The organism is Sorangiineae bacterium MSr12523, from assembly GCA_037157775.1.
Lineage (GTDB): Bacteria > Myxococcota_A > Polyangia > Polyangiales > Polyangiaceae > Pendulispora > Pendulispora brunnea.
The window spans coordinates 13,288,056-13,312,736 of sequence record CP089982.1 but is presented as its reverse complement, the minus strand read 5'-3'; the positions used below and the strand labels follow the sequence as shown (position 1 = coordinate 13,312,736).

General features: G+C 63.9%; 25 protein-coding genes. 15 read left to right on the top strand and 10 right to left on the bottom strand.

What is annotated here, in order from left to right:
* Nucleotide 1: 1 nt before the first annotated feature.
* The gene (locus tag LZC95_53140) at nt 2-667 is read right to left on the bottom strand and encodes a Coq4 family protein (protein ID WXA95156.1); all 666 of its coding nucleotides are present in this window, start codon (nt 665-667) and stop codon (nt 2-4) included.
* A 72-nt stretch (nt 668-739) separates the two neighbouring features.
* Between LZC95_53140 and LZC95_53135 the strand changes: the two genes are divergently transcribed.
* From LZC95_53135 to LZC95_53125, 3 genes are read left to right on the top strand one after another with little or no spacing between them, the layout of a single operon-like run.
* The gene (locus LZC95_53135; GenBank protein WXA95155.1) at nt 740-1,381 is read left to right on the top strand and encodes a TetR/AcrR family transcriptional regulator; all 642 of its coding nucleotides are present in this window, start codon (nt 740-742) and stop codon (nt 1,379-1,381) included.
* Nucleotides 1,382-1,413: 32 nt separating this feature from the next.
* A complete protein-coding gene (locus LZC95_53130) occupies nt 1,414-3,012 on the top strand; it encodes a circularly permuted type 2 ATP-grasp protein (GenBank protein ID WXA95154.1) in 1,599 nt (532 codons plus the stop codon).
* Nucleotides 3,013-4,032, top strand: a complete 1,020-nt coding sequence (locus LZC95_53125) for an alpha-E domain-containing protein (protein WXA95153.1) — start codon at nt 3,013-3,015, stop codon at nt 4,030-4,032.
* Between the two features lie 156 nt (nt 4,033-4,188).
* On the opposite strand, the gene LZC95_53120 is transcribed toward LZC95_53125, so the two are convergent.
* The 4 genes from LZC95_53120 to LZC95_53105 form a co-directional block, all read right to left on the bottom strand.
* Complete coding sequence (locus LZC95_53120) at nt 4,189-4,455, bottom strand: immunity 74 family protein (protein WXA95152.1); 267 nt, start codon at nt 4,453-4,455, stop codon at nt 4,189-4,191.
* A gap of 10 nt (nt 4,456-4,465) precedes the next feature.
* Nucleotides 4,466-5,866, bottom strand: coding sequence for an HINT domain-containing protein (locus LZC95_53115; GenBank protein WXA95151.1), 1,401 nt, complete (start codon nt 5,864-5,866; stop codon nt 4,466-4,468).
* A 186-nt stretch (nt 5,867-6,052) separates the two neighbouring features.
* Complete coding sequence (locus LZC95_53110) at nt 6,053-8,002, bottom strand: M13 family metallopeptidase (protein WXA95150.1); 1,950 nt, start codon at nt 8,000-8,002, stop codon at nt 6,053-6,055.
* 161 nt (nt 8,003-8,163) lie between these two features.
* Complete coding sequence (locus tag LZC95_53105) at nt 8,164-8,661, bottom strand: YkgJ family cysteine cluster protein (GenBank protein ID WXA95149.1); 498 nt, start codon at nt 8,659-8,661, stop codon at nt 8,164-8,166.
* A gap of 30 nt (nt 8,662-8,691) precedes the next feature.
* Between LZC95_53105 and LZC95_53100 the strand changes: the two genes are divergently transcribed.
* From LZC95_53100 to LZC95_53090, 3 genes are read left to right on the top strand one after another with little or no spacing between them, the layout of a single operon-like run.
* The gene (locus tag LZC95_53100; GenBank protein WXA95148.1) at nt 8,692-9,351 is read left to right on the top strand and encodes an EboA domain-containing protein; all 660 of its coding nucleotides are present in this window, start codon (nt 8,692-8,694) and stop codon (nt 9,349-9,351) included.
* 23 nt (nt 9,352-9,374) lie between these two features.
* Nucleotides 9,375-10,229, top strand: coding sequence for a TatD family hydrolase (locus tag LZC95_53095; GenBank protein ID WXA95147.1), 855 nt, complete (start codon nt 9,375-9,377; stop codon nt 10,227-10,229).
* The gene (locus LZC95_53090; GenBank protein ID WXA95146.1) at nt 10,226-11,611 is read left to right on the top strand and encodes an alkaline phosphatase family protein; all 1,386 of its coding nucleotides are present in this window, start codon (nt 10,226-10,228) and stop codon (nt 11,609-11,611) included. Before LZC95_53095 ends, LZC95_53090 begins: the two co-directional genes overlap by 4 nt.
* On the opposite strand, the gene LZC95_53085 is transcribed toward LZC95_53090, so the two are convergent.
* Nucleotides 11,599-12,012, bottom strand: coding sequence for a RidA family protein (locus LZC95_53085; GenBank protein WXA95145.1), 414 nt, complete (start codon nt 12,010-12,012; stop codon nt 11,599-11,601). The genes LZC95_53090 and LZC95_53085 overlap by 13 nt on opposite strands.
* A 251-nt stretch (nt 12,013-12,263) precedes the next feature.
* Nucleotides 12,264-13,202, bottom strand: a complete 939-nt coding sequence (locus LZC95_53080; protein WXA95144.1) for a hypothetical protein — start codon at nt 13,200-13,202, stop codon at nt 12,264-12,266.
* Nucleotides 13,203-13,582: 380 nt separating this feature from the next.
* Here LZC95_53080 and LZC95_53075 point away from each other — a divergent pair, with 380 nt between their 5' ends.
* From LZC95_53075 to LZC95_53060, 4 genes are read left to right on the top strand one after another with little or no spacing between them, the layout of a single operon-like run.
* On the top strand, nt 13,583-14,659 hold the full coding sequence (locus tag LZC95_53075) for a hypothetical protein (protein ID WXA95143.1): 1,077 nt from the start codon (nt 13,583-13,585) through the stop codon (nt 14,657-14,659).
* 59 nt (nt 14,660-14,718) lie between these two features.
* A complete protein-coding gene (locus tag LZC95_53070) occupies nt 14,719-15,345 on the top strand; it encodes an RNA polymerase sigma factor (protein WXA95142.1) in 627 nt (208 codons plus the stop codon).
* Entirely contained in the window at nt 15,342-16,157 is an 816-nt protein-coding gene (locus LZC95_53065; GenBank protein ID WXA95141.1) for a hypothetical protein, read from the top strand. The genes LZC95_53070 and LZC95_53065 overlap by 4 nt, the downstream gene beginning before the upstream one ends.
* A 5-nt stretch (nt 16,158-16,162) precedes the next feature.
* Complete coding sequence (locus tag LZC95_53060; GenBank protein WXA95140.1) at nt 16,163-16,813, top strand: hypothetical protein; 651 nt, start codon at nt 16,163-16,165, stop codon at nt 16,811-16,813.
* On the opposite strand, the gene LZC95_53055 is transcribed toward LZC95_53060, so the two are convergent.
* The 3 genes from LZC95_53055 to LZC95_53045 are packed head-to-tail and all read right to left on the bottom strand — an operon-like array spanning nt 16,789 to nt 20,056.
* Nucleotides 16,789-17,679 carry a UbiA family prenyltransferase gene (locus LZC95_53055; protein WXA95139.1) on the bottom strand — a complete coding sequence of 297 codons (891 nt, stop codon included), beginning with the start codon at nt 17,677-17,679 and terminating at the stop codon, nt 16,789-16,791. The two genes, LZC95_53060 and LZC95_53055, sit on opposite strands and share 25 nt — an antisense overlap.
* Nucleotides 17,676-18,920, bottom strand: coding sequence for a metabolite traffic protein EboE (eboE, locus tag LZC95_53050; GenBank protein ID WXA95138.1), 1,245 nt, complete (start codon nt 18,918-18,920; stop codon nt 17,676-17,678). Before eboE ends, LZC95_53055 begins: the two co-directional genes overlap by 4 nt.
* Nucleotides 18,878-20,056, bottom strand: a complete 1,179-nt coding sequence (locus tag LZC95_53045) for a 3-dehydroquinate synthase (protein ID WXA95137.1) — start codon at nt 20,054-20,056, stop codon at nt 18,878-18,880. The genes eboE and LZC95_53045 overlap by 43 nt, the downstream gene beginning before the upstream one ends.
* 176 nt (nt 20,057-20,232) lie before the next feature.
* Here LZC95_53045 and pstB point away from each other — a divergent pair, with 176 nt between their 5' ends.
* The 5 genes from pstB to phoU are packed head-to-tail and all read left to right on the top strand — an operon-like array spanning nt 20,233 to nt 24,681.
* A complete protein-coding gene (pstB, locus tag LZC95_53040) occupies nt 20,233-20,976 on the top strand; it encodes a phosphate ABC transporter ATP-binding protein PstB (protein WXB00290.1) in 744 nt (247 codons plus the stop codon).
* On the top strand, nt 20,976-21,911 hold the full coding sequence (locus LZC95_53035) for a phosphate ABC transporter substrate-binding protein (protein ID WXA95136.1): 936 nt from the start codon (nt 20,976-20,978) through the stop codon (nt 21,909-21,911). The genes pstB and LZC95_53035 overlap by 1 nt, the downstream gene beginning before the upstream one ends.
* A gap of 3 nt (nt 21,912-21,914) precedes the next feature.
* Complete coding sequence (pstC, locus tag LZC95_53030) at nt 21,915-22,871, top strand: phosphate ABC transporter permease subunit PstC (protein ID WXA95135.1); 957 nt, start codon at nt 21,915-21,917, stop codon at nt 22,869-22,871.
* Nucleotides 22,868-23,962, top strand: coding sequence for a phosphate ABC transporter permease PstA (pstA, locus tag LZC95_53025; protein WXA95134.1), 1,095 nt, complete (start codon nt 22,868-22,870; stop codon nt 23,960-23,962). Before pstC ends, pstA begins: the two co-directional genes overlap by 4 nt.
* The gene (gene phoU, locus LZC95_53020; GenBank protein WXA95133.1) at nt 23,959-24,681 is read left to right on the top strand and encodes a phosphate signaling complex protein PhoU; all 723 of its coding nucleotides are present in this window, start codon (nt 23,959-23,961) and stop codon (nt 24,679-24,681) included. The genes pstA and phoU overlap by 4 nt, the downstream gene beginning before the upstream one ends.

The following is a 24,681-nucleotide window of genomic DNA, read 5'->3' as shown; positions in this document are numbered from 1 at the left end:
ATCAGGCTGCCAACTTCACTTGGTTGAACGCCTGGGTCACCGGCACGATGCGGTAGCGCGCCCGCACCTCCTCGAGCGACTGGGGAAGTAGCGATTCCCAGTCGATGCCGAAAATCGGTTTTGCATACCGCCCCATCCCCCAACCCACGCTGATCGCATCCAGACGACGCACCCGGTCATCCATGGCGTAAATCGCGGTGTTCAACATTCCCGCGGAAAGGATGGCGAGCGATAGCCCCGAACGCTGTTGCGCCAAATAGAACGCCTGCAACCCGAGCTCGCCCGCAACGTCGATGTCGAAGCCCGTCAGCGCGTGCCACAGGTCGTGCGTCTCGTACAGATGCGCCGCCACGTACCCGAAGTCATCGTGCGCCGGCAACGTCGGCAGCGCGGCCGGGTCGATGCCTGCCGCGCGCACGTGCTCCGCGAAATGGCGGCCCAGCGAGCCCTCGGGAAGCGCGTCGAGTGAGGCGAAATTCCACGGCGGCAGCCTTCGCAACGTGCGAAACGCCGTCCGCGCTTCCGCACTGCGCTCCTTCAAGTCGGCAATCATGGGCGTAAGCATTTTCGGATTGGTGAGCGATTCGCGCAGCTGGAAAATCGGCTCCAGGCTGCTCGTGTCGCGCACCACGGTCACGAACGCACGTACCCCCTTGATGGTGGCCATCAGCTTCCTCATGCTGTCGAATATGCGAGCACTCACTCGCATTTACTACTCGCATCCTGAGCCTCGATTCCCATGGCCAAGCGCCCCGCCATCGCCCCGAGAAAACAGCCTGTTCAAGCTCGATCCCACGCCACGGTCGAGGCCATCCTGCAGGCTACTGTTCGCGTTTTGACCAAGGTCGGTTACGACCGCACGAGCACCAACAAGGTGGCCGAAGCCGCCGGCGTCAGTGTGGGCTCCCTGTATCAATACTTTCCAAGCAAGGAGGCGCTCGCGGTGGCCTTGGCGGAGCGCTACCACGAGCGGCTCTTCGCCGTGATGTTCGAGCGCCTGCGCGAAGTGGCCACGTTGCCCATCCACGATGCGGTCCGCTCCGTCATCTGGGCCATCGTTGACGCACACCGGGCCGATCCCGTGGTGCACCGCATCCTCACCGAGCAGATCCCGCGCATTGGCAAGCTGGGCGAGATCCTCAAGGACATCGAGGTTCGTGCGACCCCCATCGTTCGCCAGTACCTCGAAGCGCGGCAGCGCGAGATCCGCGTGAAAGATCTCGATGCGGCCGCTTACGTCGTGGTCGTCACGGTGCAGGTCCTGGCCGACCGCATCTCTCACAACAAAGATCCGCTAGAGCTGTCCCGTCGCGTCGACGCCACCTGCGAGCTTGTCAGCCGCTATCTCGTGGACGACAATGCCGAAAGGAAACGTTCCTGAAATACATCGCGATTAGGATTAGCTGACAACAAGTGCGCTTCGATAACTACGACGCGGGCGGCTTTTACGACGAAATGTTCGAGGCTGGGGACCACCCACGGCCCGAAACGACGGTGCTAGCGCAAAAGCTAGAATCGTTGTCGCCTGAAAACCTACGTACGCGCCAAGTCGCGGCGGAGCGGGCGCTTTTGACGCGAGGCATTACCTTCAACGTGTACGGGAATGACGCGGGGCAAGAGAAGATCATGCCCTTCGACATCATTCCACGTGTCGTGCCCGCGGGAGCGTGGGCCACCATCGAGAAGGGCCTCAAACAGCGCGTCGTCGCGCTCAATATGTTCGTCGCCGACGTATATGGGGATCAAAAGATTCTCAAAGATGGCGTCGTTCCCGCCTCGCTGATTGCCTCGGCGGCCGGCTTCCTCCCTGCGTGCAAAGGCATCGTCCCGCCGCGTGGCATCTACTGCCATGTCGTCGGAACCGATTTGGTGCGCGATCGCGACGGGCAGTTCTACGTGCTCGAGGACAATCTGCGCTGTCCCTCCGGCGTGTCGTACGTGCTGGAGAACCGCGCGGTGATGAAGAGGACTTTTCCGTCGGTCTTCAATCAGTCGCGTGTCCGCCCGGTGGACATTTATCCGGGCAAGCTTCTGCAGACGCTGCAGCATCTGAGCAATGCTTCTTCACCCACGGTGGTGGTGCTCACCCCGGGCGTGCACAATTCGGCGTACTTCGAGCACTCGTTCCTCGCGCAGCAAATGGGCGTCGAGCTGGTGGAGGGGCGCGATCTGGTGGTCCACGAGGGGCGCGTGCACATGCGCACCACCAAGGGCTTCCATCGGGTCGACGTCATTTACCGGCGCATCGACGACACGTTCCTCGATCCGCAGGCCTTCCGGCCGGATTCGCTGCTCGGCGTTCCCGGCATCATGGAAGTGTTCCGCAACGGCAAGGTGGCCCTGGCGAATGCCCCGGGCAATGGCGTGGCGGACGACAAGGTCATCTACACCTACGTGCCGCGCATGATCGAGTATTACCTCGGCGAGCGCGCCATCCTGCCCAACGTGCCCACGTACCGCTGCGAGGACGCGCGCGATCGGCAGCACGTGCTGGAGAACATCGCCAATCTGGTGGTGAAGGCGGCCAACGAATCGGGCGGCTACGGCATGCTCATCGGACCCAAGGCCACCGCCGAGGAGCGCGAGGAGTTCAAGGGCCGCATCCAGAAGAACCCGCGCGAATACATCGCGCAGCCGGTGCTCGGATTGTCGCGTGTGCCGACGATCATCGAGGACCGCATCGAAGGGCGCCACGTGGATTTGCGTCCCTACGTGCTCTACGGCGAGGACATCTTCGTGCTCCCGGGCGGACTCACCCGCGTGGCCCTGCGCCAGGGTTCGCTGGTGGTCAATTCGTCGCAAGGCGGCGGCAGCAAGGACACGTGGGTCATCGCCGACGAGGGCGCCCATTCTGCCCAGCAGATACAGTCGCCATCGGGCCATGGCTCGCAAACTCAATCGCAGTCGCAATCGCATGGCTCGCAGTCGCAATCAGGACACGGGGCGCAGTCGCAATCGCAATCAGGAACGGCCCTCCAAGCCGGGCCTGGGGCGCAGAACGGAAACCACTGAATGCTGAGTCGCGTTGCCGATGCGATCTACTGGATGAATCGCTACATCGAGCGCATGGAGAACGTCGCGCGTTTCGTCGACGTGAACCTGCACCTGGCGCTCGACTTCTCCGACGAAGACGCGCAATGGGAGCCGCTGGTGCGCACCACCGGTGACACCGAGTTGTTCAACAAGCGTTACGGAGAGCCCTCGCGGGACAACGTTCTGCGGTTTCTGACCTTCGACCGAGACAACCCCAATTCGATTCTCGCATGCCTGAGCAAGGCGCGGGAAAACGCGCGCTCGGTGCGCGAGATCATCTCCTCGGAGATGTGGGAACAGGTCAATCGCGCTTACCTCATGGTGCTCGATGCCGGCCGAGGCGACGCCGCCATGGAGGCACCGTACGAGTTCTTCGCGGCGGTAAAGCAGGCAGCGCACCTGTTCGTGGGCATTACGTACCTCACGATGAGCCACAACGAAGGATGGCACTTCGGGCGCCTCGGGCGATTGCTCGAACGCGCCGACAAGACGTCGCGCATCCTCGACGTGAAGTACTTCATTCTGCTTCCGTCGCCGGTCGACGTCGGCACCGCGGTGGACGAGCTGCAGTGGGTTGCGCTGCTTCGCTCGGCCAGCGCCTTCGAGATGTACCGCAAGAAGCACGGCGGCATCTCCCCGTCGAAGGTCGTCGACTTTCTCATGTTGAATCCCAAGTTCCCGCGCTCGGTGCGCTACTGCCTCAACAAGGCCGAGCGCTCACTCCACGCCATCACCGGCGCGCCATTGGGCACGTGGACGAACGCCGCCGAGCGCGAGCTGGGGCGCCTCACCGCGGAACTCGCCTATGCCGAGACGAAAGAGATCCTCGGGCGCGGGCTGCACGAGTACGTGGACGATCTGCAGCAGCATCTCAACCACGTCAGCGACGCGGTGTACCTCACCTTCTTCACGATGAAGCCGCTCGCGGAAGAAGAGGAAATGCTGCGCAGCATCCCGCTTCCTCCGTTGTCCATGGCGAGGCTGCCGGACCCGGAGTGACGCTCTGAAGAAGAAACCGCCAGGACGCCAAAAGAGAGTCGCCAGGATCGCCAGGTGAACCAACAATAAACCCTCATTTGGTTTATTGGCGTTCCGTTGGTTCCACTGGCGCCCCTGGCGTCCTGGCGCTTCCCTTCTTCATTGTCGTGACAACGGTCAGCGCACCTCGCCCTCGACGGTGTAGTGGGTGCCCTGGGCGTCGAGCTCGCGGAGAACGGCGGCGAGGATCTCTTTCTTTTCGGCGGTGCCGAGGGGATCGTTCTCGTGGGGTGGATCCCATCCGCCGATGGCCGCGGCTTGAATGAGCCATCCCGGCGAGCCCGGCACGTCCAAGTGCCCTTCGCCGGGAATGGTCAAGGTGCGATTCCCCACTCTGACGAGGATTTGGCCCCGGCTGATGCCGGTGATTCGAACGGTGGTCATAGCTTCGCTTTCAGGGTGTTTTGCTCTCGAATCCCGGCGGAATGCCGGGGGGATCCCCTGGCTTCCAGTAGGGGGTCTCTTTACCCGTCTTGGGATTGATGGCGATGATTTCCGTCACGTTGGGGTTCTTCTGCAGCTTCCCGAGCTCTTCGGTATCCCAAACGTTGCCCTTCCGGCGGTTTTCCCCGAGCACGACGTAAACCTTCCCGGACGCCCCCGCAGCAAAGTTCTGCGACACATCCGTCCAAACTTTCGTCGCGCCGGGCGACCCCCATTGCGGCATCTTGTTGTCTGGACTGTCCTGGGGCTTTTTGTAGAGGCCCTTCTTCTCGAGGGTCGACTCCAACGTCTCGCCCCCATTCTGTTGGGCGTATTTCTTGGCGACGTCCTCGCCGCCGACGCCGTCCGTGAACCCTGACCAAAAGTACGTCTTGTCCTTTGGGCTCGCGAGCGGGATGTTCGTCGCGTCCACCACTTTTCCGTCGGGCCCCAAGATGGCTCCCGAAGGGTGCTTCGTGTTACCGCCGTTCCCGGGTGGAGGAGACTTGGTATTCCCCGGCGGGGGCGACTTCGTATTGTCCGGCGGCGGTGACTTCGACTTGTCCGGCGGGGGCGACTTCGTATTGTCCGGCGGCGGCGATTTCGCCCCGGGACCATCACCTTTTCCATCTTTGCCGGGGCCACTGCCCTTGCCGTCTTTACCGCCTTTACCGCCCTTGCCTCCTTTACCGCCCTTGCCTCCCTTACCCCCTTTGCCGGGCAGTCCGCCGCCAGGTGAAAAGTCACCCGGGTCGACGGGGCACTGGTTGTGCACCCATACGCCGGTGCGGCCGACGAAATAGGTATGGTCGGCCTCGACCTCCAGGTTGTAGACCATCGCCGACTGCGCAATCGGAACGACGTTCGCGACCTGCACCTCGCGGCCGTTGCGGTCGAGCAGCGCTTCGCTGGCAAACAGATCGCTCGCCGCGACCCAACCCCGATCGCGCGTGTAATACGGATGCTCCGGTGTCGAGCGGATCGTCTCCCCCGAACCATCCGCCGTGACGACGCGCACGTCGACCAACGAAGGTGCACCACGCGTGAACGTGCGCGCAATGCGACGCGGCGAGACTTTGTCGTCCGCTTCGTTGCGCGCGAGAACGACATCGCCCACTGCGAGGCTCTCGATGAGACGATCGCCGGTGGGCGTCGCCACCGGTGTACCGGCGACGAAGCAGTTGCCTGGCCCATTGCACCGGTGCGTTGCCGGATCGCACGCTCCAGTGACATCCATGTTGCGCACGTCTTCCGCAGCTTCGAGCGCGGCCAATGCCATTGCTCCGCGGTTGACGTGCCGACCGTCGAGGAAATACCCGAGGGCCACCAGAAACAGCGTGGCCACGAGGATGAACGGGTACTTCCAACGCATGAAAACCGAGCGAAAATCTCGGGCGAAGGGCACCATGGCTTGCTCCGTTGCGTGGTTCGTCTCGTGCAAATCCAGATCAGCGCAAACGATTGCGCTGACCTCGACTCATTCTCTAGCACGCCTCGAAAAGCTCACCGTAACAAACGCGTTTATTCAAGAATCAATTCGTACGAAACACCGCAGAAGCTACCACACGCGCACACGCGCATTGGGCGCGAGGAAAAGCGGATCCGTCGGAGCAATATCGAAGGCGGAATACCAAGCATCGATGTTTCGCACCGTGAATACGCGGTAGTGATCCGGAGCGTGCCCATCGGTCGTTAGGGCAATACGTAGGATTTCATCGCGTTCTTTGCTCTGCCAACCCTGCGCATATGAAATAAAGAACTGTTGATCACCGGTAAGTCCGTCCTGGACGGGTGCAGGTTCACCCTTCAATGACGTCCGCCACGCGTCGTACGCCACGGCGAGACCGGCCAAGTCGGCGATGTTTTCGCTCAACGTCAATTTGCCATCGATGGCTTTGTCCGGAAATGGCTTGTAGGCGCTGAACTGCGTAGCCAGTGCCGCGCCCGAGGCTTGAAAATGGGACAGATCGTCGGGCGTCCACCAATCGACGAATCGACCGCGCGCATCGAACTGCGCCCCCTGATCGTCGAAGGAATGGCTGATTTCGTGACCGATGGTCATGCCAATGCTGCCGTAGTTGGCCGCCGCCGTCGCGTTGGCATCGAAGAAGGGCGGCACCAATGTCGCCGCGGGGAAGTTCAGAGAATTGCGCACCGGCAAATTCACCGCATTGACGACGTGCGGGAGCATGGCCCATTCGTCCCGGTCAATGGGACGCCCGAGCTTTTGCACATTGCGGCGGTATTCGAAGAGCTCCGCGCGCTCGAAATTACCGAGTACGTCACCGCGCACGACCGACAATCCCGAATAATCGCGCCACTTGTCCGGATACCCCACGCCGACCTTCAAGGTCGCGAGCTTCTCCTTGGCCTTGCGCTTCGTCTCGGGCGACATCCAGGTGAGTGCGTCGATGCGGCGGCCGAAGGCCTCGACGAGGTTGTGCACCATACCCTCGACCATGCGCTTCGTTTCCGGCGGAAAGTACTTCTCGACGTAGACCTTGCCCACGGCCTCGCCCAGCGCATCGTCCGTCGCGTTCGCCGCCCTTCGCCACCGCGGCGCCGGCGATTCCGTGCCGCGCAGCTCCTTCGAGTAAAAGGCAAAGCTTTCGTCCACGAAGGCCTTCGGAAGGTACATGGCCGCGTGATCGATGGCCCGCGCCATCAGATACTGCTTCCACACTTCGATGGGTTGCGACTTCACCAGCGCCGCGAGTCCGGTGAGTGCGCTCGGATGCCATACGATGAACGAGGGTTGGCGTTCGAGCCCGGCGGCGGAGAGATAGGCCGTCCAATTCATTCCAGGCGCGCGCTTGTCGAATTCGGCGCGCGGCCACGGATTGTTCGATTTGCCAACATCCGCCGAGTCGGCGCGGGTCCCGTGGGATTGAGCTATTTTCTTTTCCAGCGCGAATGCGTTTTGCGCCTTCACCTCCGGATTGGCAATTCCGGCTAGGCGGAAGTTCGTAGTCAAATGACGAAGGTAGGCCGTGCGCAAAGCCTGCATGCGCGGCGCATCGTCGAGGTAATAGCTGCGATCGGGCATGCCCAATCCGCCCTGCAGCAGGTAGGGCGCATAGCGCGAGGGATCGTTCAGATCCTGTTCGACGAAAAGGCCCAGGACTTGGCCGGTCTGGAAGTCCGTCGCATTCAAAGGATCCACGTCCGCACGCAACGTGGCACCGAGGTACGTGGCCAGGCTGCTCGCATCTTTGATTTTCGCAATTCGGTCGAATGCGGGCGCAAGCGGGGCGACCCCCTGTTTCTCGATCGCCGCTTCGTCGAGGTAGCTCGCATAATAGTCGCCAATCTTCTGCGCCGTCGACCCGGGTGCCGCGCCCGGGCGTGCGGCCTCCTCCAAAAGACCGCGCGAGCGCTTCTCGATTTCCTCGGTGAGCCGGGTGAAAACGCCCGTCGAATTGCGATCGGGTGGGATCTGGGCCTTCGCATACCAGCTGCCGTTCGCGTAGAGGAAAAAGTCCGCGCCCGGTTTGACCGATCGATCCATGGCCCCAAGCTCGATCGAGTGCCCGGAAACGGACGGCGCGTTTGAAATCGAGGACGGCGGGGCCGGAGCGGGCGTCTTCGGCGGAGCCTCCCCCGACGGACCGGCCGAGCCGCCGCAAGCAAAGAGCCAAGTGAGCGAACCAACTAGGACGAAACGACGCATCAGTTTTTCCTCAAAGTGTGCGTGAGCGGACGCGGATGTGGATCGGCGGGAAAGGTGGAGGCAGACAAGGCGGCAATGTCGCGCGAGATGCGTTGGATCTCCTGGCGCGGAAGCTTGCCCGGCCCGACAGCGCGGTCGCAAAAGAAGGTACGGCACCCAAATGGCCGCGATGCATAGATGCGGCACCGGCCTGCGTCGGAGAGAAGCGGACAAGCCTTCTCGGACGCCGGAAAAACGGGGAGGCGACGCGCAAGGGCGCGTTCACCACCCAGAGCAGCCACCGCGTGTTCGATTTCCGCACGCTCGACCGCGGTCGGATAGGGCTCGCGCCCGGTGATGCCAAAGCGGCAACACTCCGTGCTCGCATCGCAGGTATACCCTTCGAGCAACGCATCGACCTCGGCATACAATGAGAGGAGACGGGCGCGCGAGGCGTGGCTCTTCCAGTTGCTCGAACCATTTGCGCTGTTCCGCGGTCGTTTGGCGGGATGCCCCATGATGAATACCGTATACTCTGCTGCAACCTAATGAGCGAGATGGCCTTTCGACTCGAGGCGCTACTCCAAAAAAGATCCGCCGAGAAGCCCCCCGAATGGTCCGGCCGAGATCGCTTTCTCGCGGACTATTCGTCGCTTTCGCGCAAACTCGGCAAAAAGCCCCTCGCGCTCGAGGAAAACGAGGCCGCGGTGCTTCGTGCGAACGGCATTCCCTGGTCGCTCGAGGCCTGGGGTATCGACGAGTTGGGGCGGGTCATCGCACTCACGCGCGCCGCGCGTGTCGTCGAAGCGGACGACTTTCGCGAGCTCGTGGAGGCGTGCTACGCGCAAGGCGACAATCGCGAACGCACCGCGGTATTGCGTGCGCTTCCCTTTCTGCCCGACGGGGAGCCGTTCGTGCCCCTCGCCGTCGAGGCGTGCCGCTCCAGCGTCGATACGATCTTTCAGGCGATCTGCTGCGACAATCCCTTTCCCGCCCGGCATTTCCCCGAGGCGAACTTTTGCCAAATGGTCATCAAAGCTCTCTTCACCGGTGCGAGTGTGCCGCGCATCGTTGGATTGACGGAGCGCATATCGAACGAGCTCGTTCGAATGGCCAACGACTTCGCGTCGGAACGGCGGGCCGCAGGGCGCGCCCTTCCCGACGATTTGGGGTACTTGCTCAACATAGCGCGCGAGGTGACCAAGTGACGTTCTTCGATCCACACATCCACATGACGTCGCGAACGACCGACGACTACGAGGCCATGGCCGCCGCGGGCATCCGCGCCATCATCGAGCCGGCGTTTTGGCTCGGGCAGCCGCGCAACCACGTGGGCACCTTCGAGGACTATTTTGCCGCGCTGATCGGCTGGGAGCGTTTTCGCGCCAGCCAATTCGGCATCGTGCACTATTGCACGTTGGCGCTGAATCCCAAGGAGGCGAACAATCCGCGCGTCGCCGACGACGTCATGACCCTTTTGCCGAAGTACCTGGAAAAGGACGGCGTGGTGGCGGTCGGCGAAATTGGATTCGACGATCAGACCCCCGCCGAGGAGAAATATTTCGCGCAGCATTTGGAGCTGGCCAAACGCTTCGAATTGCCCGTGCTCATTCACACCCCGCACCGCGACAAGAAGCGCGGCACGGAGCGAAGCCTGGCCCTGGTGCGCGAGCAGCGCTTCCCCGAGGAGCTCGTGCTCATCGACCACAACACCGAGGAGACGCTCCCCCTCGTGCTGGATACCGGCTGTTGGGCGGGACATTCCATTTATCCAAATACGAAAATGGACGAAGTACGCATGGCGCTGCTCGTCCAGAAATACGGCGCGGAGCGCATTTTGATCAACAGCGCGGCCGATTGGGGCATGAGCGATCCGCTGAAGGTGCCCAAGACGGCCGCGCACATGCGCAGCGTGGGCATCGCGGAAGAGGCCATCGCGCGCATCGTTTGGGCGAACCCCATTGCGTTCTTCGGTCAAACCGGGCGCATCGCCAAAGAGGACCTCGGCGAGCATCCCTTGGTCGATCAGTCGCAGCTCTGGGAGGGTAACTCGGTGCTGCGCGGGCAGACGCCGCGGCGGGCATGAGCATGCGCCGCACCGTCGTTCTGGACGTGGTCGGGCTCGCGCGCGATCTCATCGGCGAGGCCACGCCCAACCTGGCACGGCTCGCGCGCGACGTCGGCGTCCGCTCGCTCGACACCGTGCTTCCCGCGGTCACCTGCTCCGTGCAATCGACGTTCACCACCGGCCTTTCGCCGCGCGAACATGGTTGCGTGGGCAACGGATGGTACTTCCGCGATTTGGCCGAGGTGTGGTTCTGGCGCCAATCGAATCACCTGGTGGGCGGCGAAAAGATCTGGGACGCGGCCAAGAAGCGGGACCCGTCGTTTTCCTGCGCCAAGTTGTTCTGGTGGTACAACATGTACAGCTCGGCGGATTTCGCGGTGACCCCGCGCCCGCTGTATCCCGCCGATGGCCGCAAGATTCCGGACATTTACACCGAGCCCGCCGAGCTTCGTGACGAACTGAATGCGCGCCTGGGAAGCTTTCCCCTTTTCAACTTTTGGGGTCCCAAAGCCGGCATCGTTTCGAGCCAGTGGATTGCCGATTGTGCAAAACACGTTTTCGATACGAAGAAGCCGACCCTCACGCTCGTCTACCTGCCGCACCTGGACTACGATCTTCAGCGGCTCGGGCCGGACGATCCGCGGATGGCTTCGGCATTGCGCGAGATCGACGGCGTCGTGGGCGATCTGGTGGAGCATTTCCGGCGCCACGATGCGCGGGTCATCGTGCTCTCGGAATATGCCATCACCAAGGTGACGGGGCCGGTGCACATCAACCGCGTGCTGCGCGATGCAGGGCTTTTGCGGGTGCGGGAGGAGCTGGGGCTGGAGAAGCTCGATGCAGGCGGCTCCGAGGCATTCGCCGTATCCGATCATCAAGTGGCCCACGTCTACGTGCGCCGCAAAGAGCGCATTGCGGAGGTCAAACGCCTGCTCGAGGGCGTTGCCGGCATCGACCAAGTGCTGGGCGAGGACGAAAAGCGCGCCGCCGGCCTCGATCACGCGCGCTCCGGCGAGTTGATTGCGTTATCGAAGCCAGATACCTGGTTTACTTATTACTATTGGCTCGACGACGAGCGGGCGCCCGATTTCGCGCGCACCGTCGATATCCACCGCAAACCGGGATACGATCCCGCGGAATTGTTCGTCGATCCCGCGTTGCGGCTGCCCATGCTGCGGGTGGGAACGCGCATCGCGCAAAAGACACTGGGCTTCCGCATGCTCATGGACGTCATTCCCCTCGATGCGACCTTGGTCAAAGGCTCACACGGCCGCCTCACCACGCCCGATCGCGCTCCCGTCTTCCTCTCGACCGAGCCTTCGCTGATTCCCGAAGGCCCGGTGGAGGCCGCCCAAGTCAAAGACCTGGTGCTACGCCACATTTTCGATCACGGCACGTAGGCGATGGCTTCCATCTCGACGAGCAGCTCGGGCCGCACGAGTCGCGAGACTTGGACGAGGCTGCTCGCCGGCGCGCGCTTCACATCGATGTAGCGATCGCGCACCTCGCGAAACGAGGTGAGCGTCTCCGGGCGCACGTCGGTCATGAAGATGGTCAACTTGATGACGTGCGCGAAATCGGTTCCCGCCGCCGCCAAGGCCGCGCGGACGTTGGAGAAAACTTGCTCGATCTGCGCGCGCATGTCCCCCGCGCCCACGACATTGCCTTTGGCATCGATGGCAATTTGGCCCGAGGTGTAAATCGTGCGGCCGGGCCCCACCTCCACCACATGGCTGTACCCAGGCGGCGTAACGAGCTCGGGCGGATTGATATGGCGTGCGGAAGATGCAGATGACGACATGGTGGAAGAACTAGCAGGAACCCGCGCCGAAGCGCATCCCACCATCCCAAGAAGCAACACGAGATACCCAAGGCGCATCCCTGCACTCTAGGGGAAATTCACAGGGAGGCGGGGAGGCGGGGAGTTTTTTGGTTTCAGTTGGCTCCGTGGGCCAACTGAAAACCCAAAACCCAGCGTTCCGCGACCTGATCATGCCGTCAGTCCTCCCCGCCTCCCCGCCTCCCTGTGAATTCTCTTTTGCGCTTAGCTGGTCACTTGCAGGCGTCGTCGTTGCCCGTGTTCCATTGGCAGCCGTTTGCGCACTTTTTGATGACCGTGGTGGACACGCCGTCGGAGCCGCAGCGGTAGAGCGTGTTGGCGTCGCCGTCGATGACGTCACCGCCGCAGTAGGCGCTGCCGGCGACGCAGCGGCAGCTGTCGTCCGTGCCGGAGTTCACGCTGCAGCCGTGCGAGCACGTGCGAATGAGCGTGGCCGACTTGCCGTCCGCATTGCACCGATACAACTTGTTCGAGTCGCCCGAGACTTTGTCGCCGCCGCAGTATCGGCCGCCCGCCACGCAGTTCGTCGAGCCGCCGCCTCCCCCGCCGTTCTGCACGGCCTTTACCGCATTGATTTCGGCATTGCTAATCGGGCAAACATTGTCGATGGCGTTGTTCGCCAGGCCATTTCGCTTTTGATAAAACGAATTAATCTGATTCTTCAGCGATTGCTTCAACACCGGCGTGCCGGCATACACCGCGTGAATGTGCGCACCAAATGCCGGGGGAATGCGCGACCAGGCGGCAAAGCCCTCCATGCGGAGCTTGTGCACCCGCGTGCACGGTGCGGACGTCGACGTCACGTCGGTGGCCGCCGAATAGCCGGTTCCCGGCTCCGGGCAATGCGTCCCCACCGACGCCTCGGCATCGCCGAAGGTTTGAATGAGCTGCGAATCGGTCACGCCGGCGCGTTTGATGGCCGAATACGCCGCCGAATACATGTACGAAGGGGAACTGGAGTGTTTGCACGTATAGGGTGCCGCGCAATAACAGGTTGCCAGTGCACTCTCGCCAGTCGCCACGGCGTCGGCTTCGCCCATCTCTTCATCCCCGTTCGCAGCGGGGTCGTTTTCATCGCGTGAGGACGCACATCCTGCAGCCAGCGGGAAAGCGAGCAACGTCGCGACGACGCATGTCCAGATCTTCCTCATGAAATGTGGGTCCCTTCTCAGGTTCACGTCGGGCTCCGGCCTTCGTGCACCTCCGGTGGCTCGACCTATGTGGGTGGAAGATGCTTATTCGCTGGCGCAATCAGCAGAATCCGCACCAAGCCGAGCACAAGCGTGGGTCGCGCGCCATTTCGGAAGATAACGTCAAATGAGGCGCCCTAGCTGGATCGCAAGTCCATCGAATTTTTGGTTCAACGGATCCAGGGATCGTGACGTTCTCTAGCGAAATAGGCACCGCGATGAATCGCGATACCGTTCTATGTCGCGAGTAAGCAGGATTCGTGCGGGACTTCACCTCGCACAACGTCGGAATGGTCCTGCAGAGTCGGAATGAAACGTGCTCGTGCTAACTCCTACTTGCGATGCAGCACTGCTTCCTTGAGAGGACGATCCCGCTGTCGCTTGCCACGTTGGTGGTGCTGAGCGGCCGGTCGACCTATGCACAGACCGCCGTTTCGCTGGAGTGGAGCGCCCCGCTCGCGGAGTGCGGAGATGGAGGCGCCGTCGAGGTCGAGGTGAATCGGCTTCTCGGGGGACAGCCCGTGGCCCCTGAAAAACGCGTTCGCGCGCGGGTGCGCATCGAGCGAGCGCCCGATGGCGCGTGGCAGGTCGATCTCGTCACGGAGCAAGCCGGCACACGCGGGGAGCGCACGCTTTCGGCAGCTTCGTGCCGCGCGGCCGCCGACGCAACGGCGCTCATTTTGGCGCTGATCATCGACCCAACGCAGGTGGCGGCCACGCGCGCGTCGGAGACGCCTGTCGTCTCTGGCACGCCTGGCACGCCTGTCACGCCGGTGCGTGAAGCGCCGGCTACGGTCGCGCAAACCTCCGCCGTCGAAGTCACACCGGCGACGCCTCCAACAACGTTGCCGCCGCCGGTGGCTGCGGATCGCACGCCCGGGGAAATGAGGAGCGCGCCCAAAAGAGACGGCTCCACCCTCGTGGCGGTGGGCGCCTTTGGCCTTGGCGACCTTGGTGCGCTGCCGACCGCCGCGGCAGGCATCGGGCTCTTCGTCGCATGGACACCCGGGCGTGCGCGCATCGAGGCCGCGGGCGCGGACTACCCCGATGCCACGGCGCGCTTGACCGGCGCGGGCGGCGGCAGCTTTCACCTGGCCACGGGCATGCTCCGCGGCTGCTACGCGATCAGCGTGCGTTCACCGTTCGAGAGCAGCGCGTGCGTCGGATTCGAAGCCGGGGCCATGGGCGGCGACGGCTTTGGCGTGAGCATGCCTGGCTCGGGCATGGCCTTTTGGACCGCCAGCGTCGTGGGCGGCCTCTTCGCCTACCGACTCACGCCCAACCTCGCGATCCGTTTCGACACGGGCCTTTCCGTGGCGTTGGTGCGCCCACGCTTCGTGCTCGACAACGCCGGCTTCGTGCACCGCCCTTCGGCCCTGGGCGCGCGCATGGCCTTCGGCATGGAAGTGCGATTTTGAGCTCCACCGTCACAAAAGCGCAAAAGGCCGGCCACTCAGTCGGAGGAACACAGCATCGTATGCCGCTCAGCGTCACCGCGCCGCACCTGGTGGATGACCCATCGTTCCCGCCGGAACGCCGGGAACCGCAGGCGGCGATCCATTTCGACGACGTCTATGCGGAGCACTTCGCATTCGTATGGCGGAGCACACGGCGACTGGGCGTGAGCCCTTCGTCGCTGGACGACGTGGTGCAGGAGATCTTTCTCGTCGTCCACCGCAAGCTCGGCGACTACCAGCACAAAGGTTCGATCAAGACGTGGCTGTTTGGCATCGTGCGGCGCATCGTCTCCCAACACCGGCGCACGGAGCGGAGAAAACCGTCGCACGCAGGAGCAAAGGAGGCGACCGATCTCGATGTCTTTCACGATCCAAAGTCGATCCCTCCCGATGCCTCCGCCGAACAGGCCCAGGCCATGCGCGTACTCGATCGGTTGCTCGACGAGCTCGACGACGACAAGCGCGAAGCCTTCGTTTTGTCGGAGCTGGAGGAGATGACCATCGCCGAGATCAGCGAGGCGATCGACGTCAATCCGAACACCGTCGCATCGCGCATTCGAGCCGCGCGGCGCGCCTTCGAGGCGGCGCTGGAGCGCTTCGAACAAGGTGAGGCCCAAGCGCCGCGCAGCGATCGGAGGCGCACGTGAGCGATCTAACGCCGAAAGCGCGCGCACTGCTCGCCCGCGCAGCGCGCGCACACGAGCCCACGGAAGACGATCGCGCACGGATCCGCGCGCGTGTGGCGCGCAAGATCGCCTTGGGTGCGTGCGCGGCGGGGGCCGCCTCGGCCACGTCGAAAACGCTGACCGCGGGAACGGGCGGCTTTCTGACGAAGGCCGTCGTGTCCGTCGCCATCGTGGGAACGGTGGGGGTGGGCGCCACGCATTGGGTCGCGTCCCATTCGGATCCATCGACGTGTAAGATCGTATCCGTCGTATCGGCGCCCGCGTCCGTTGCGCCCATCGCGAGAGGCGTGAGCAAGCCCGGACCGGCGGCGGTGATGCACGAAGAGCCCGCGGAGGTGCACGAGGTTCCCTCCCCCGCCCCGCCGCCGTCTACGGTGATCGCGCGAAAGCACCCGGTGCCCAAAGCATCGGCCATCGAGCCGGCGGTGCCGGCGCCTTCCGCGGAGCGCGTGGATCCGCTGGCCATGGTCGACGAGGTGGATGTGTTGGCCCGCGCGCACGAAGCTTTGGCGCGCGGCGACGGGCCGCTCGCCCTGGCCTTGGTCGAAGAACACGGCCGGCGCTTTCCAAAGAGCGCGCTCGCGGAGGAGCGCGCGGCGGTGCACGTGTTCGCCTTGTGCGCGAGCGGGCGCGGGGCCGATGCCGCGCGAGAAGGCGCGCAGTTTCTCGAGAAACATCCGCGCTCGCCGCTCGCCGAACGCGTTCGCGGGTCGTGCCCAGGTATGTGGGGGGCTCCGCCGCCCCACCCCCCCGAGAAGGGGGGCAATCTTTGAAACGCATGGCACTCGCCTCGGCCGGAACGGTGGCCATGCTCGGATGCGGCGACCCCACCGTCTCCATCGGAAGCGACACGGGGCCCATTGCCGTGGAACCGAGCACGGTCAACGTCAACGCCCCGCCCTGCCCCGCGGGCTACGAGCATGCGACCATCTGCTGCACCGGAGACAATGGGCAAAACGCCCCCGCGTGCATGCGGTACATCGGCACGCCGTTTCATCCGTGCGCAACCGGCTGGCTGACTTACCCCAACGAGAACGTCTGCTGTTCGATCGACAAGCCATCGGACTGCATCGACGCCCCCGCGCGTTTGCCCGAGAACGCCGGTGCAATCATTGGAGCGACCAACGACTGCGGCTTTCCACCGAAGTGTCCACCGGGAACGAGTCCCGATTGGGCGTGCCACGGATTCGGCTGCTGGTGGTATGTACCCGGCAGCGGAGGAAAGCCGGCCACCCGCGATGGCTTTTGCCAGGAGACGAAGTATCCGCCTTCTTCCTCGCTATCGACCTTCCCGTCGCCGGACTGCACCTATTGCCCATCGAATTGGCTCCCCTGGTTCGAACCGGGGGTCTGCTGCCGAGGGGATGGACGAGGCTCGCCCGAGATGTGCTTCGCCACCACGCGCTACGTTCCGCTCACGAAGCGCTGAAGCCATAGGGTGAGCGCAAAAGCCCCGAGGGCGAGCGCGGCCCCGAGCGACGGTCCCACGAGGACGGCATCGAGAAGCGAAATCCCCGCAATGAGTCGCACCACCGTGCGCGGAATGGCCCCCGGCGCCCCGCGGCGTAGGTCCACCAGCGTAAAGACGATCCACGCCAAGAACGCGAGATCGAGAAGCAGCGCCGGCGTGCTGCCAAAGGAAATGGGAAGCAGCGCGAGGCATGGGATGAAGAGCAGGGCCAGCGGCCAAAACCGACGCAACGTAAACCGCGGCATTTTGCCTGCGAGGTATGCGCCCTCGTGCTTGGCCAAATACGTGAGCCCAATCAAATAAGACAAGAGCAGCGCCGCCCCCGCGAATACCGGCGTTCCGCGATGCATCGTCACCGACAGCGCGGCGGTCACGTACACGAGAACGCGGCATGCCCCCATGATGATGGGCCCAATGGGATTTCCTTTGTGCCATGCATCGTAAAGGACGATGATCCCGGCCAGGACCACGGCCGACACGATGGGAACGACCCCCGCGCCGTATGCGAACGCATGCACCGCGACGGCGAGCACACCTGCACCGAGCAGGCCGAATCCAATGGCGAACACCTCGCGCGCACCGATTTGGCCCGACGGAATGGGCCGATTGGCGCGCTCGCGCGCGTCGATGTGGCGGTCGAACGCGTCATTGAGAAACATGCCGCCGATGTACAGGAGCGAGAACGCCACCATGAGCACCGCGACGCTCCCCACCGGCCATGCGGCGTTCGGCGCCTGCGCCAGGGCCACACCGGCCAAGGTGTTGCTCCAAACCGTGGGCAGGTTCGACACGCGCCCGAGACGCAGGTAAATGCGCCAGCTCACCGGCTCACGTCCAGCACGTCCAGGACCCATTGCATCTCGCGTGCGACGGCATCGACCACGTGCTCGTTTCGGTATTCGGCCGGGAGCACGTCCCAGGTGTACGTCTCCACCTCCAGGTGATCGCTCACCGGCTGATCGCGCTGGAGCAAGAGCAGCTCCCGCAGGTACGTCTGCGTATTGCGAAACGGGCCGAGCGTTTCGCGAAAGATGGGCACGTGGAAGTGCACGCGCAAATGGCGCGGACCCGCCACCGGTGCTTCGAGTGCCTCCGGCAGGTCCAAATAGCGAATCAAACCCGTTTCGCTGTGTTCGACGACCTGGTGCAAATACGTATCGTCGGCGAAACGCGCGAGCGCCTGCTTCGCGTCGTCCTCCTCGCCCGAGAGTCGAACATCGAGCCCGGCGCTCAATTGGACTTTGTAAATGCCAATTCCGGCGCTGGCGAATCGCTGGGGCCCCACGCGCGGGTCTTCGAACTCCACCGCCATGTGGCACGCATCGAAACAGACGCCGGCGTGCCGGCGCGCGGCCGCCTCCGCGTCGGCCCGCCCGAGGCCGGTCATGGCCTCGAAGCGCGCGAGCGCGTCGCCCGAGAAGACGTGCTCCTGGAAGTACCGAATCGTTTCGTCCGTCGTTTCGAAGTGGCAAAAGGGCTCGGGCTCGGCAGCCAGGCGCACCACCTTGCCGGTCGACGCGTGCAGCGCATGAAACGACGCCGCCACGCGCAGCATGTTGTTCGCCATGCGCGCGGCATCCTCCGACGAGGGCACACGCGGCCGAAAGGCACCCGGCACCGTGCTGACACTGCCGGTGACCCCGTCCGGAAGGAGCGCGGCGAGAATGCCCCCGAGGCGCTCGGTGTAGCGAACGCGCTCCTCGTCGAACCAATCGGGCAGGTACACCGCTTCCTTGACGCGCGTACCGTGGAATTGGCCGTACGGGAACCCATTGATCGTAAAGACGTACGCGCCGTGCGCGCCCAGCCAATCGCGAAATGATTCGAGTTCTCGAGGCTGCGCGAGCTCCTCGGCGGCCTGACCGGAAAGTCGCAATCCCACGCCAAAAGGCCGCTCGCTCCCGACGCGCGCCTTTACGGCCAGGACGTGCTCGGCCACGTTGCGGCGGATCTCGCCCCACGTCTCGCCGGCGTGGATGTTCGTACAATAGGTGAGGTGCGGCTCTCCCGCGGTGGGCAGCTTCATCGGTGTGCCGCCGCCCGCGTTCGCAGCCGATCGAGGCACGCGAGCATGCCGTCCTCGGAAATGTCGTGCACTTCGACCCCTTCGCCCGGCCCGCGCAGCAACGTCACGCAGAGATCGCCGCCCAGGTGCTCGCGAAACTCCGCGAGGCCCTCGAACACGCGCAGACGCCCGTCGGGCCCCGCCATGGACAAGGCGTCGTCCCAAAGAGAGAAGCCCAATTGCTCGAGCAGCGCCATCACCGTATCGGCGAGCGTCTGCGGCGCGAGCCCCACGTGCACCGAATACAAAGTATCGAGCGCCATACCGATGGCCACGCCCTCACCATGGCGAAGCCGATACGCGGTCAGCGATTCCAATTTGTGTGCCGCCCAATGACCGAAGTCCAACGGGCGCGCACTCCCTTTCTCGAAAGGGTCCCCCGATGTCGCGATATGGCGCAAATGCAATTCCGCGCTGCGCCGCACGAGCTCCATCAAAGCCCCCGCGTCGCCCGCACCGAGCGCGGCGCCGTGCTCGCGCATCCAGGCAAAAAACGCGGCATCGCGCACCAGAGCCACTTTGACCGCCTCGGCCATACCGGCCACGCGGTCGCGCGGCGACAACGTTGTCAGGAAATGCCCATCGCAAAGAACGCCGTGCGGCGGGGCAAAGGTGCCGAGGAAATTCTTTTTGCCAAACGCATTGATGCCATTCTTCACGCCGACGCCCGAATCGGCCTGCCCGAGCACGGTGGTGGGAAACCGAATCAGCCGCACACCGCGATGGGCCACCGCCGCCGCGTACCCCACCACATCGAGCACGGCCCCGCCTCCAATGGCGAGCACGTACGAATGCCGATCGATGCGCAGCTCGTGAATGTGCCTCAAAATATCGCGGAAGGTGGTTTCGTCGTTCTTGCATGCCTCGCCGCCCGGTACCACCATGGGCGGCGCAATCAGCTCCAAGCGATCGCCGTGGGCCGCAAAGTACGATTCCATATCCCGTGCGAGCCCGGGCCACGCCTCCATCACGCCGCGATCGACCACCGCCCAGGCGCGATGCCGGCGCGGGGTCACCTCCGGAGCCTGACCGGGCACTTCGCAAAGAATGGAGCGTAGGAGCGGATTGTCGCTCGTGAAGACGCCCTCGGTGAAGCAGACGCGATAGTCGAAACGGACGTTAACGCGCTCTTCCATATTCGTTAGGAGTTTTACGCTCAAAGTGAGCAGGGTCAAGCGTGGGAGAGGGTGCGCCACGTCACACGATCGTCACACGAAGTTCACCCCGTCCCCTCCCGTGCTTCCCAAAGTGTGCGGCGAACATGATCGCTTTAGCCCAGGCCAAGTCGGAGCCTGCGAATGCATCCGTGAAGATGCGCGCGACCGACCTCTCCGTCCATTATGGAGCCAAAAAGGCCATCACCGGCGTGACGATCGACGTGCTCGAGCATGAATCGCTCGCCCTGATTGGACCGAGCGGGTGCGGCAAGAGCACCTTTTTACGTTCGCTCAATCGGATGAACGACACGGTCGAAGGCATCCGAGTGGAAGGCACCGTCGAATTGGACGGCGAGCCCATCTACGCGGCCGACGTCGATCCGGTGCTCGTAAGGCGCCGCGTCGGCATGGTTTTTCAGCGTTCGACGCCATTCCCCAAGTCCATTTTCGAAAACGTTGCCTATGGGCTACGTATTGCGGGGCAGCAAAACGCCCGTGTCCTCGCCGAAAGCGTGGAGCGTGCCCTGCGCCGTGCCGCGCTCTGGGACGAGGTGAAGGATCGTCTCAGCGATTCCGGAATGGGACTCTCCGGCGGCCAACAGCAGCGACTCTGTATTGCGCGCGCGCTCGCCGTGGAGCCCGAGGTGCTCTTGATGGACGAGCCGTGCAGCGCACTCGATCCCATTGCAACGGCCAAGGTCGAGGACCTCGTCTCCGACCTCCGGCATAGCGTGACCATCGTCATCGTCACGCACAACATGCAACAAGCCGCGCGCGTGTCGCAGAAGACCGGCTTCTTTTACATGGGTCGCCTCGTCGAAGTGGGCGACACCTCCACCATCTTCACTCGGCCGCGGCATCGCGAGACCGAGGATTACATCACAGGGAGATTTGGCTGATGAATTCCATCGTGACGGCGCTCCGTACGGGCGTTCTTGGTACCTTGCCGCTTGCTTGTGCACTGCTTGGTGCGTGCGACAAATCGCAGCCGCCCGCCCCCGCCGCGGTGGCCGACGCCTCCACGTCGACGAACAGCGCCGCCGTGACCGACAAAAAGGAAGGCACCGTGCGCGCGAGCGGCTCCAGCGCATTGCAGCCGCTGGTCAATGCCGCGAAGGAGAAGTACGAGGCCGAGAACAAAGGCGCCAGCGTGGAAGTGTCCGCGGGCGGCTCGAAAAAGGGATTGGCCGACGTGGCCTCCGGCGCGGTGCATATCGGCAACAGCGATATCTTCGCACCCGATGATTTGAAATCCGGCCTGGTCGATCACAAGGTCGCCACCGTTGGATTTGCGGCCATGGCCAACAAAGGCCCCTATTCGGAAAAGATTGCCTCGCTCAGCCTGCAGGACCTGGCGAAAATCTTCTCCGGCGCGGTGAAGAATTGGAAAGAAGTGGGCGGCGAGTCGCAGCCCATCGTGGTCATCAACCGCGCCGCCGGCTCGGGTACGCGCACGGTATTCGGCAATATCGTGCTCGGCGGCGACAAGTTCGTCGAGTCGCAGACGGAGGACAACTCCGGCGCGCTGGTGGCGAAACTCAAGCAAACCAAGGGCGCCATCAGCTACCTGGCGCTGTCCTTCAAGGATGACGAGTTGAAGACCTTCGGCCTCAAGGGCGATGGCGGCGTGGTGGAGCCCACGTCGGCGAACATCACCAGCGGCGCCTATCCGATCTGGTCGTACGAGCACATGTACACCAAAGGCGAAGCCTCGGGCTCGACCAAGGCATTCCTCGATTACATTCTCTCGCCCGCTTTCCAAGATAGCGTGCTCCCCAACGTGAAGGGATTCATCCCCATCACGCAAATGAAGGTCTCGCGCGAAAAGGATTGACGCGTGTCACCCAAATCCGCCGTCGCAGAGGAAGTTCCGCCATTCGTGCCCGCCGAGCGGTTGCGCGCGTCCGCGCGACCGCGGTGGGGTGAAATTGCCATTCGCGGCTTCATTGCGGCGTGCGGCCTCTTCGTGGTGGTGGCCACCGCCGCCGTCATCCTCTTCATTGCTCGGGCCGGCGTTCGCGGCATCCAGGACGTCGGCCTTGGTGGCCTTCTCAGCGGCGAAATTTGGAAGCCGGAGGCGAATGTCTTCGGCGGCTACCCGCTGATCTTCGGCACCGCCATCAGCGCGCTCGGTGCTGCGCTGGTGGGGGCCATCCCCGCGCTGCTCGCGGCGGTGTGGGTCTCCGAGCTGGCCCCGAAAAGCGCGCGCTCGATTTATCGCCGCACGATGGAAATCGCGGCGGCCGTTCCCAGCGTCGTGTACGGCTGGCTCGCGCTGGTGCACTTGGTGCCCCAGGCGGAATGGGTCGCGCGGGCGCTGCACGGCGAGGACGTGCAGGTGAGCGGCGAGGGCCTCGCCTCCAGCGCGGTGCTCTTGGGCATCATGATCGCGCCCACCGTCTTTTTGCTCTCGCTGGATGCCCTCTCGCGCGTGTCGGGCACCTTGCGCGAGGCCAGTGCGGCCCTCGGCGCTTCGTCTTGGCAGACGGCGTTTCGCATTTGCATCCCGAGCGCCGGGCGCAGCCTCTTCACCGCCGTGTTCTTCGGCTTCGCCCGCGCCGCGGGTGAAACCATGGCCGTGCAGATGGTCATCGGCGGCGCACGCCGCGTGCCGGAGAATCTGTTCTCACCGGCCACGACCATCTCGACACAAATCGTCATGGATATGCAGAATGCGACGCCCAACACGACCGCGAGCAACGTTTTGTTCTCGATGTCGCTGGTGCTCCTGGTTCTCTCCGCGGGTGTGGTGCTGATCTCGCGCGTCATCGGGCGCTGGGGGTCGAAGGCATGAGCACCCTGGCGGAGCTTCAGCGGACGCGAAGGCGCCACCGTCTCGTCGAAACGGCGCTCGAGCGCGGTCTGGCCACGGGCGCGCTGGCCCTGGCGGGCCTCTACATTTTGGGCCTCTTGGTGCTCGTCCTCCGCGGTGGGCACAAGGTCACGAGCTTCACCGTGTACCCCTCGCCGCTGCTCGACGTGAGCGGGGAGGATGCGGTGCGTTTCGTCTTGGCGGCCTCCATCTTTGGGAGCCTCGCCTGGAGCGTGTCGGCTCTTGCGCAGCGTCTCTTTGCGAAGGCGCTCGAGGCGCACCGCAACAAGCTGCGCATCGGCGTCGTGGTCATCGCGGTCGCGTGCGCAGCGCTTTTCCGCGATCACCTACCGCGGTTTCTCATCGCGCTGCCGAGCGACACCACGGCGGGCGGAGGCGTCGGGCCGGAGATCTTCAACACGCTGTACGCGGCGGTTCTGAGCACCGCGATCACGCTGCCCATCGGCATCGGCGCGGCCGTGTACCTGGCGCGCTTCGCCGGCGGAGGGCGATTCGTCGCGGTGGTGCGGATGGCGCTCGATACGCTCGCGTCACTTCCGAGCATCGTCTACGGCCTTTTCGGCTTCCTCGTGTTCGTCGTGGAAATGCGCGCGGGCTATTCGCTGCTCGCGGGCGCATTCGTGCTCGCGCTGCTCAACTTGCCGCTGGTCGTGGGCGTCGCGGAGGAGAGCATTCGCTCCGTTCCGCGCGAGCTGGAAGATGCCAGCTTGGCGCTGGGTGCCACCCCCGTTCAGACGACGCTCCGTGTCACGATCCCCTATGCGTGGCCGGGCATTCTCAGCGCGCTCGTGCTGTCCATCGGCCGCGTGTTCGCGGAAAGCGCCCCGCTGGTCATGACGGCGGGAACCACCATTTCACGGGCCGACGCGTATTCGCTCAATCCGATGCGCGGGGGTGAAACGCTGGCGGTTCACCTCTGGTACGTGAATTCCGCGGGACTTAGCCCGGACCGCGCCGATGTGAGCGCCGGTACCGCGGCCGTACTCATCGTTCTCATTGGGGCGACGAACTTTCTGGCCTCGCGCCTGGCCCATTTTGGTGGAAGAAAATGAGTGGACCTTCCGTACCCCCCACGAAGATGCATAGCTCGCACACCAGCCGCGATTTCGAGGCCGAGCTCCGGGAGCTTCGCGCGCACACGCTCGCCATGGGCGCGCGCTGCGAGCGAAGCTTGCGCCTGGCGCTCGAGGCTTTTTGGGAAAACTCGATGAAGCTCGCCGCGGAGGTCGAGGAGATCGACCGGCACATCGACCGCGACGAGATGGAGATCGACGCCTTGGTTCTGCGCGTGCTCGCGCTACGCCAGCCCGTCGCCTACGATTTGCGCTTTCTAGCGACCGCCCTGAAGCTGGTCACCGACTTGGAGCGCGTGGGCGACGAGGCGGTGAACATCGCCGAGCGCGCCAAAGAAGGACACGGCGTTGCCAAGGATCAAGTGCGCGTCGCGCTGAAGGAGATGGCCGATCAGGCGCAGCAGATGCTCCGCGACGCACTCGACGCGTTCGTCGAGGGCGAGGCCACCCGCGCCGCCCAGGTGCTCGAGCGCGACGACACGGTGGACAACCTTTACGGTGGCATCCTGGGCTCGATGATGGAGTTCATGGCCACGAACCCGGCGGAGATCCCCGCGGCCATCCGCGTCATCAAGGTCGCCAAGTACCTCGAGCGGGTCGCCGATCACGCGACGAACATCGCCGAAGAAGTCATCTTCATGGTCCGCGGCGAAGACGTCCGCCACGTGCGCACGCACCCGCCGCCGAATGCGCGATAG

Bases quoted from the DNA above. Each gene is read 5' to 3' on its own strand.
- LZC95_53045 (WXA95137.1), bottom strand. From the start codon at position 20,056: ATGGAAGAGCGCGTTAACGTCCGTTTCGACTATCGCGTCTGCTTCACC.
- LZC95_53080 (WXA95144.1), bottom strand. From the start codon at position 13,202: ATGAGGAAGATCTGGACATGCGTCGTCGCGACGTTGCTCGCTTTCCCG.
- LZC95_53095 (WXA95147.1), top strand. From the start codon at position 9,375: ATGACGTCGCGAACGACCGACGACTACGAGGCCATGGCCGCCGCGGGC.
- LZC95_53135 (WXA95155.1), top strand. From the start codon at position 740: ATGGCCAAGCGCCCCGCCATCGCCCCGAGAAAACAGCCTGTTCAAGCT.
- LZC95_53075 (WXA95143.1), top strand. From the start codon at position 13,583: ATGCAGCACTGCTTCCTTGAGAGGACGATCCCGCTGTCGCTTGCCACG.
- pstB (WXB00290.1), top strand. From the start codon at position 20,233: ATGCGCGCGACCGACCTCTCCGTCCATTATGGAGCCAAAAAGGCCATC.
- LZC95_53100 (WXA95148.1), top strand. From the start codon at position 8,692: ATGAGCGAGATGGCCTTTCGACTCGAGGCGCTACTCCAAAAAAGATCC.
- LZC95_53140 (WXA95156.1), bottom strand. From the start codon at position 667: ATGGCCACCATCAAGGGGGTACGTGCGTTCGTGACCGTGGTGCGCGAC.
- LZC95_53090 (WXA95146.1), top strand. From the start codon at position 10,226: ATGAGCATGCGCCGCACCGTCGTTCTGGACGTGGTCGGGCTCGCGCGC.
- LZC95_53115 (WXA95151.1), bottom strand. From the start codon at position 5,866: ATGCGTTGGAAGTACCCGTTCATCCTCGTGGCCACGCTGTTTCTGGTG.
- LZC95_53085 (WXA95145.1), bottom strand. From the start codon at position 12,012: ATGTCGTCATCTGCATCTTCCGCACGCCATATCAATCCGCCCGAGCTC.
- phoU (WXA95133.1), top strand. From the start codon at position 23,959: ATGAGTGGACCTTCCGTACCCCCCACGAAGATGCATAGCTCGCACACC.
- LZC95_53120 (WXA95152.1), bottom strand. From the start codon at position 4,455: ATGACCACCGTTCGAATCACCGGCATCAGCCGGGGCCAAATCCTCGTC.
- pstA (WXA95134.1), top strand. From the start codon at position 22,868: ATGAGCACCCTGGCGGAGCTTCAGCGGACGCGAAGGCGCCACCGTCTC.
- LZC95_53060 (WXA95140.1), top strand. From the start codon at position 16,163: ATGGCACTCGCCTCGGCCGGAACGGTGGCCATGCTCGGATGCGGCGAC.
- LZC95_53110 (WXA95150.1), bottom strand. From the start codon at position 8,002: ATGGATCGATCGGTCAAACCGGGCGCGGACTTTTTCCTCTACGCGAAC.
- LZC95_53125 (WXA95153.1), top strand. From the start codon at position 3,013: ATGCTGAGTCGCGTTGCCGATGCGATCTACTGGATGAATCGCTACATC.
- LZC95_53035 (WXA95136.1), top strand. From the start codon at position 20,976: ATGAATTCCATCGTGACGGCGCTCCGTACGGGCGTTCTTGGTACCTTG.
- LZC95_53105 (WXA95149.1), bottom strand. From the start codon at position 8,661: ATGGGGCATCCCGCCAAACGACCGCGGAACAGCGCAAATGGTTCGAGC.
- LZC95_53070 (WXA95142.1), top strand. From the start codon at position 14,719: ATGCCGCTCAGCGTCACCGCGCCGCACCTGGTGGATGACCCATCGTTC.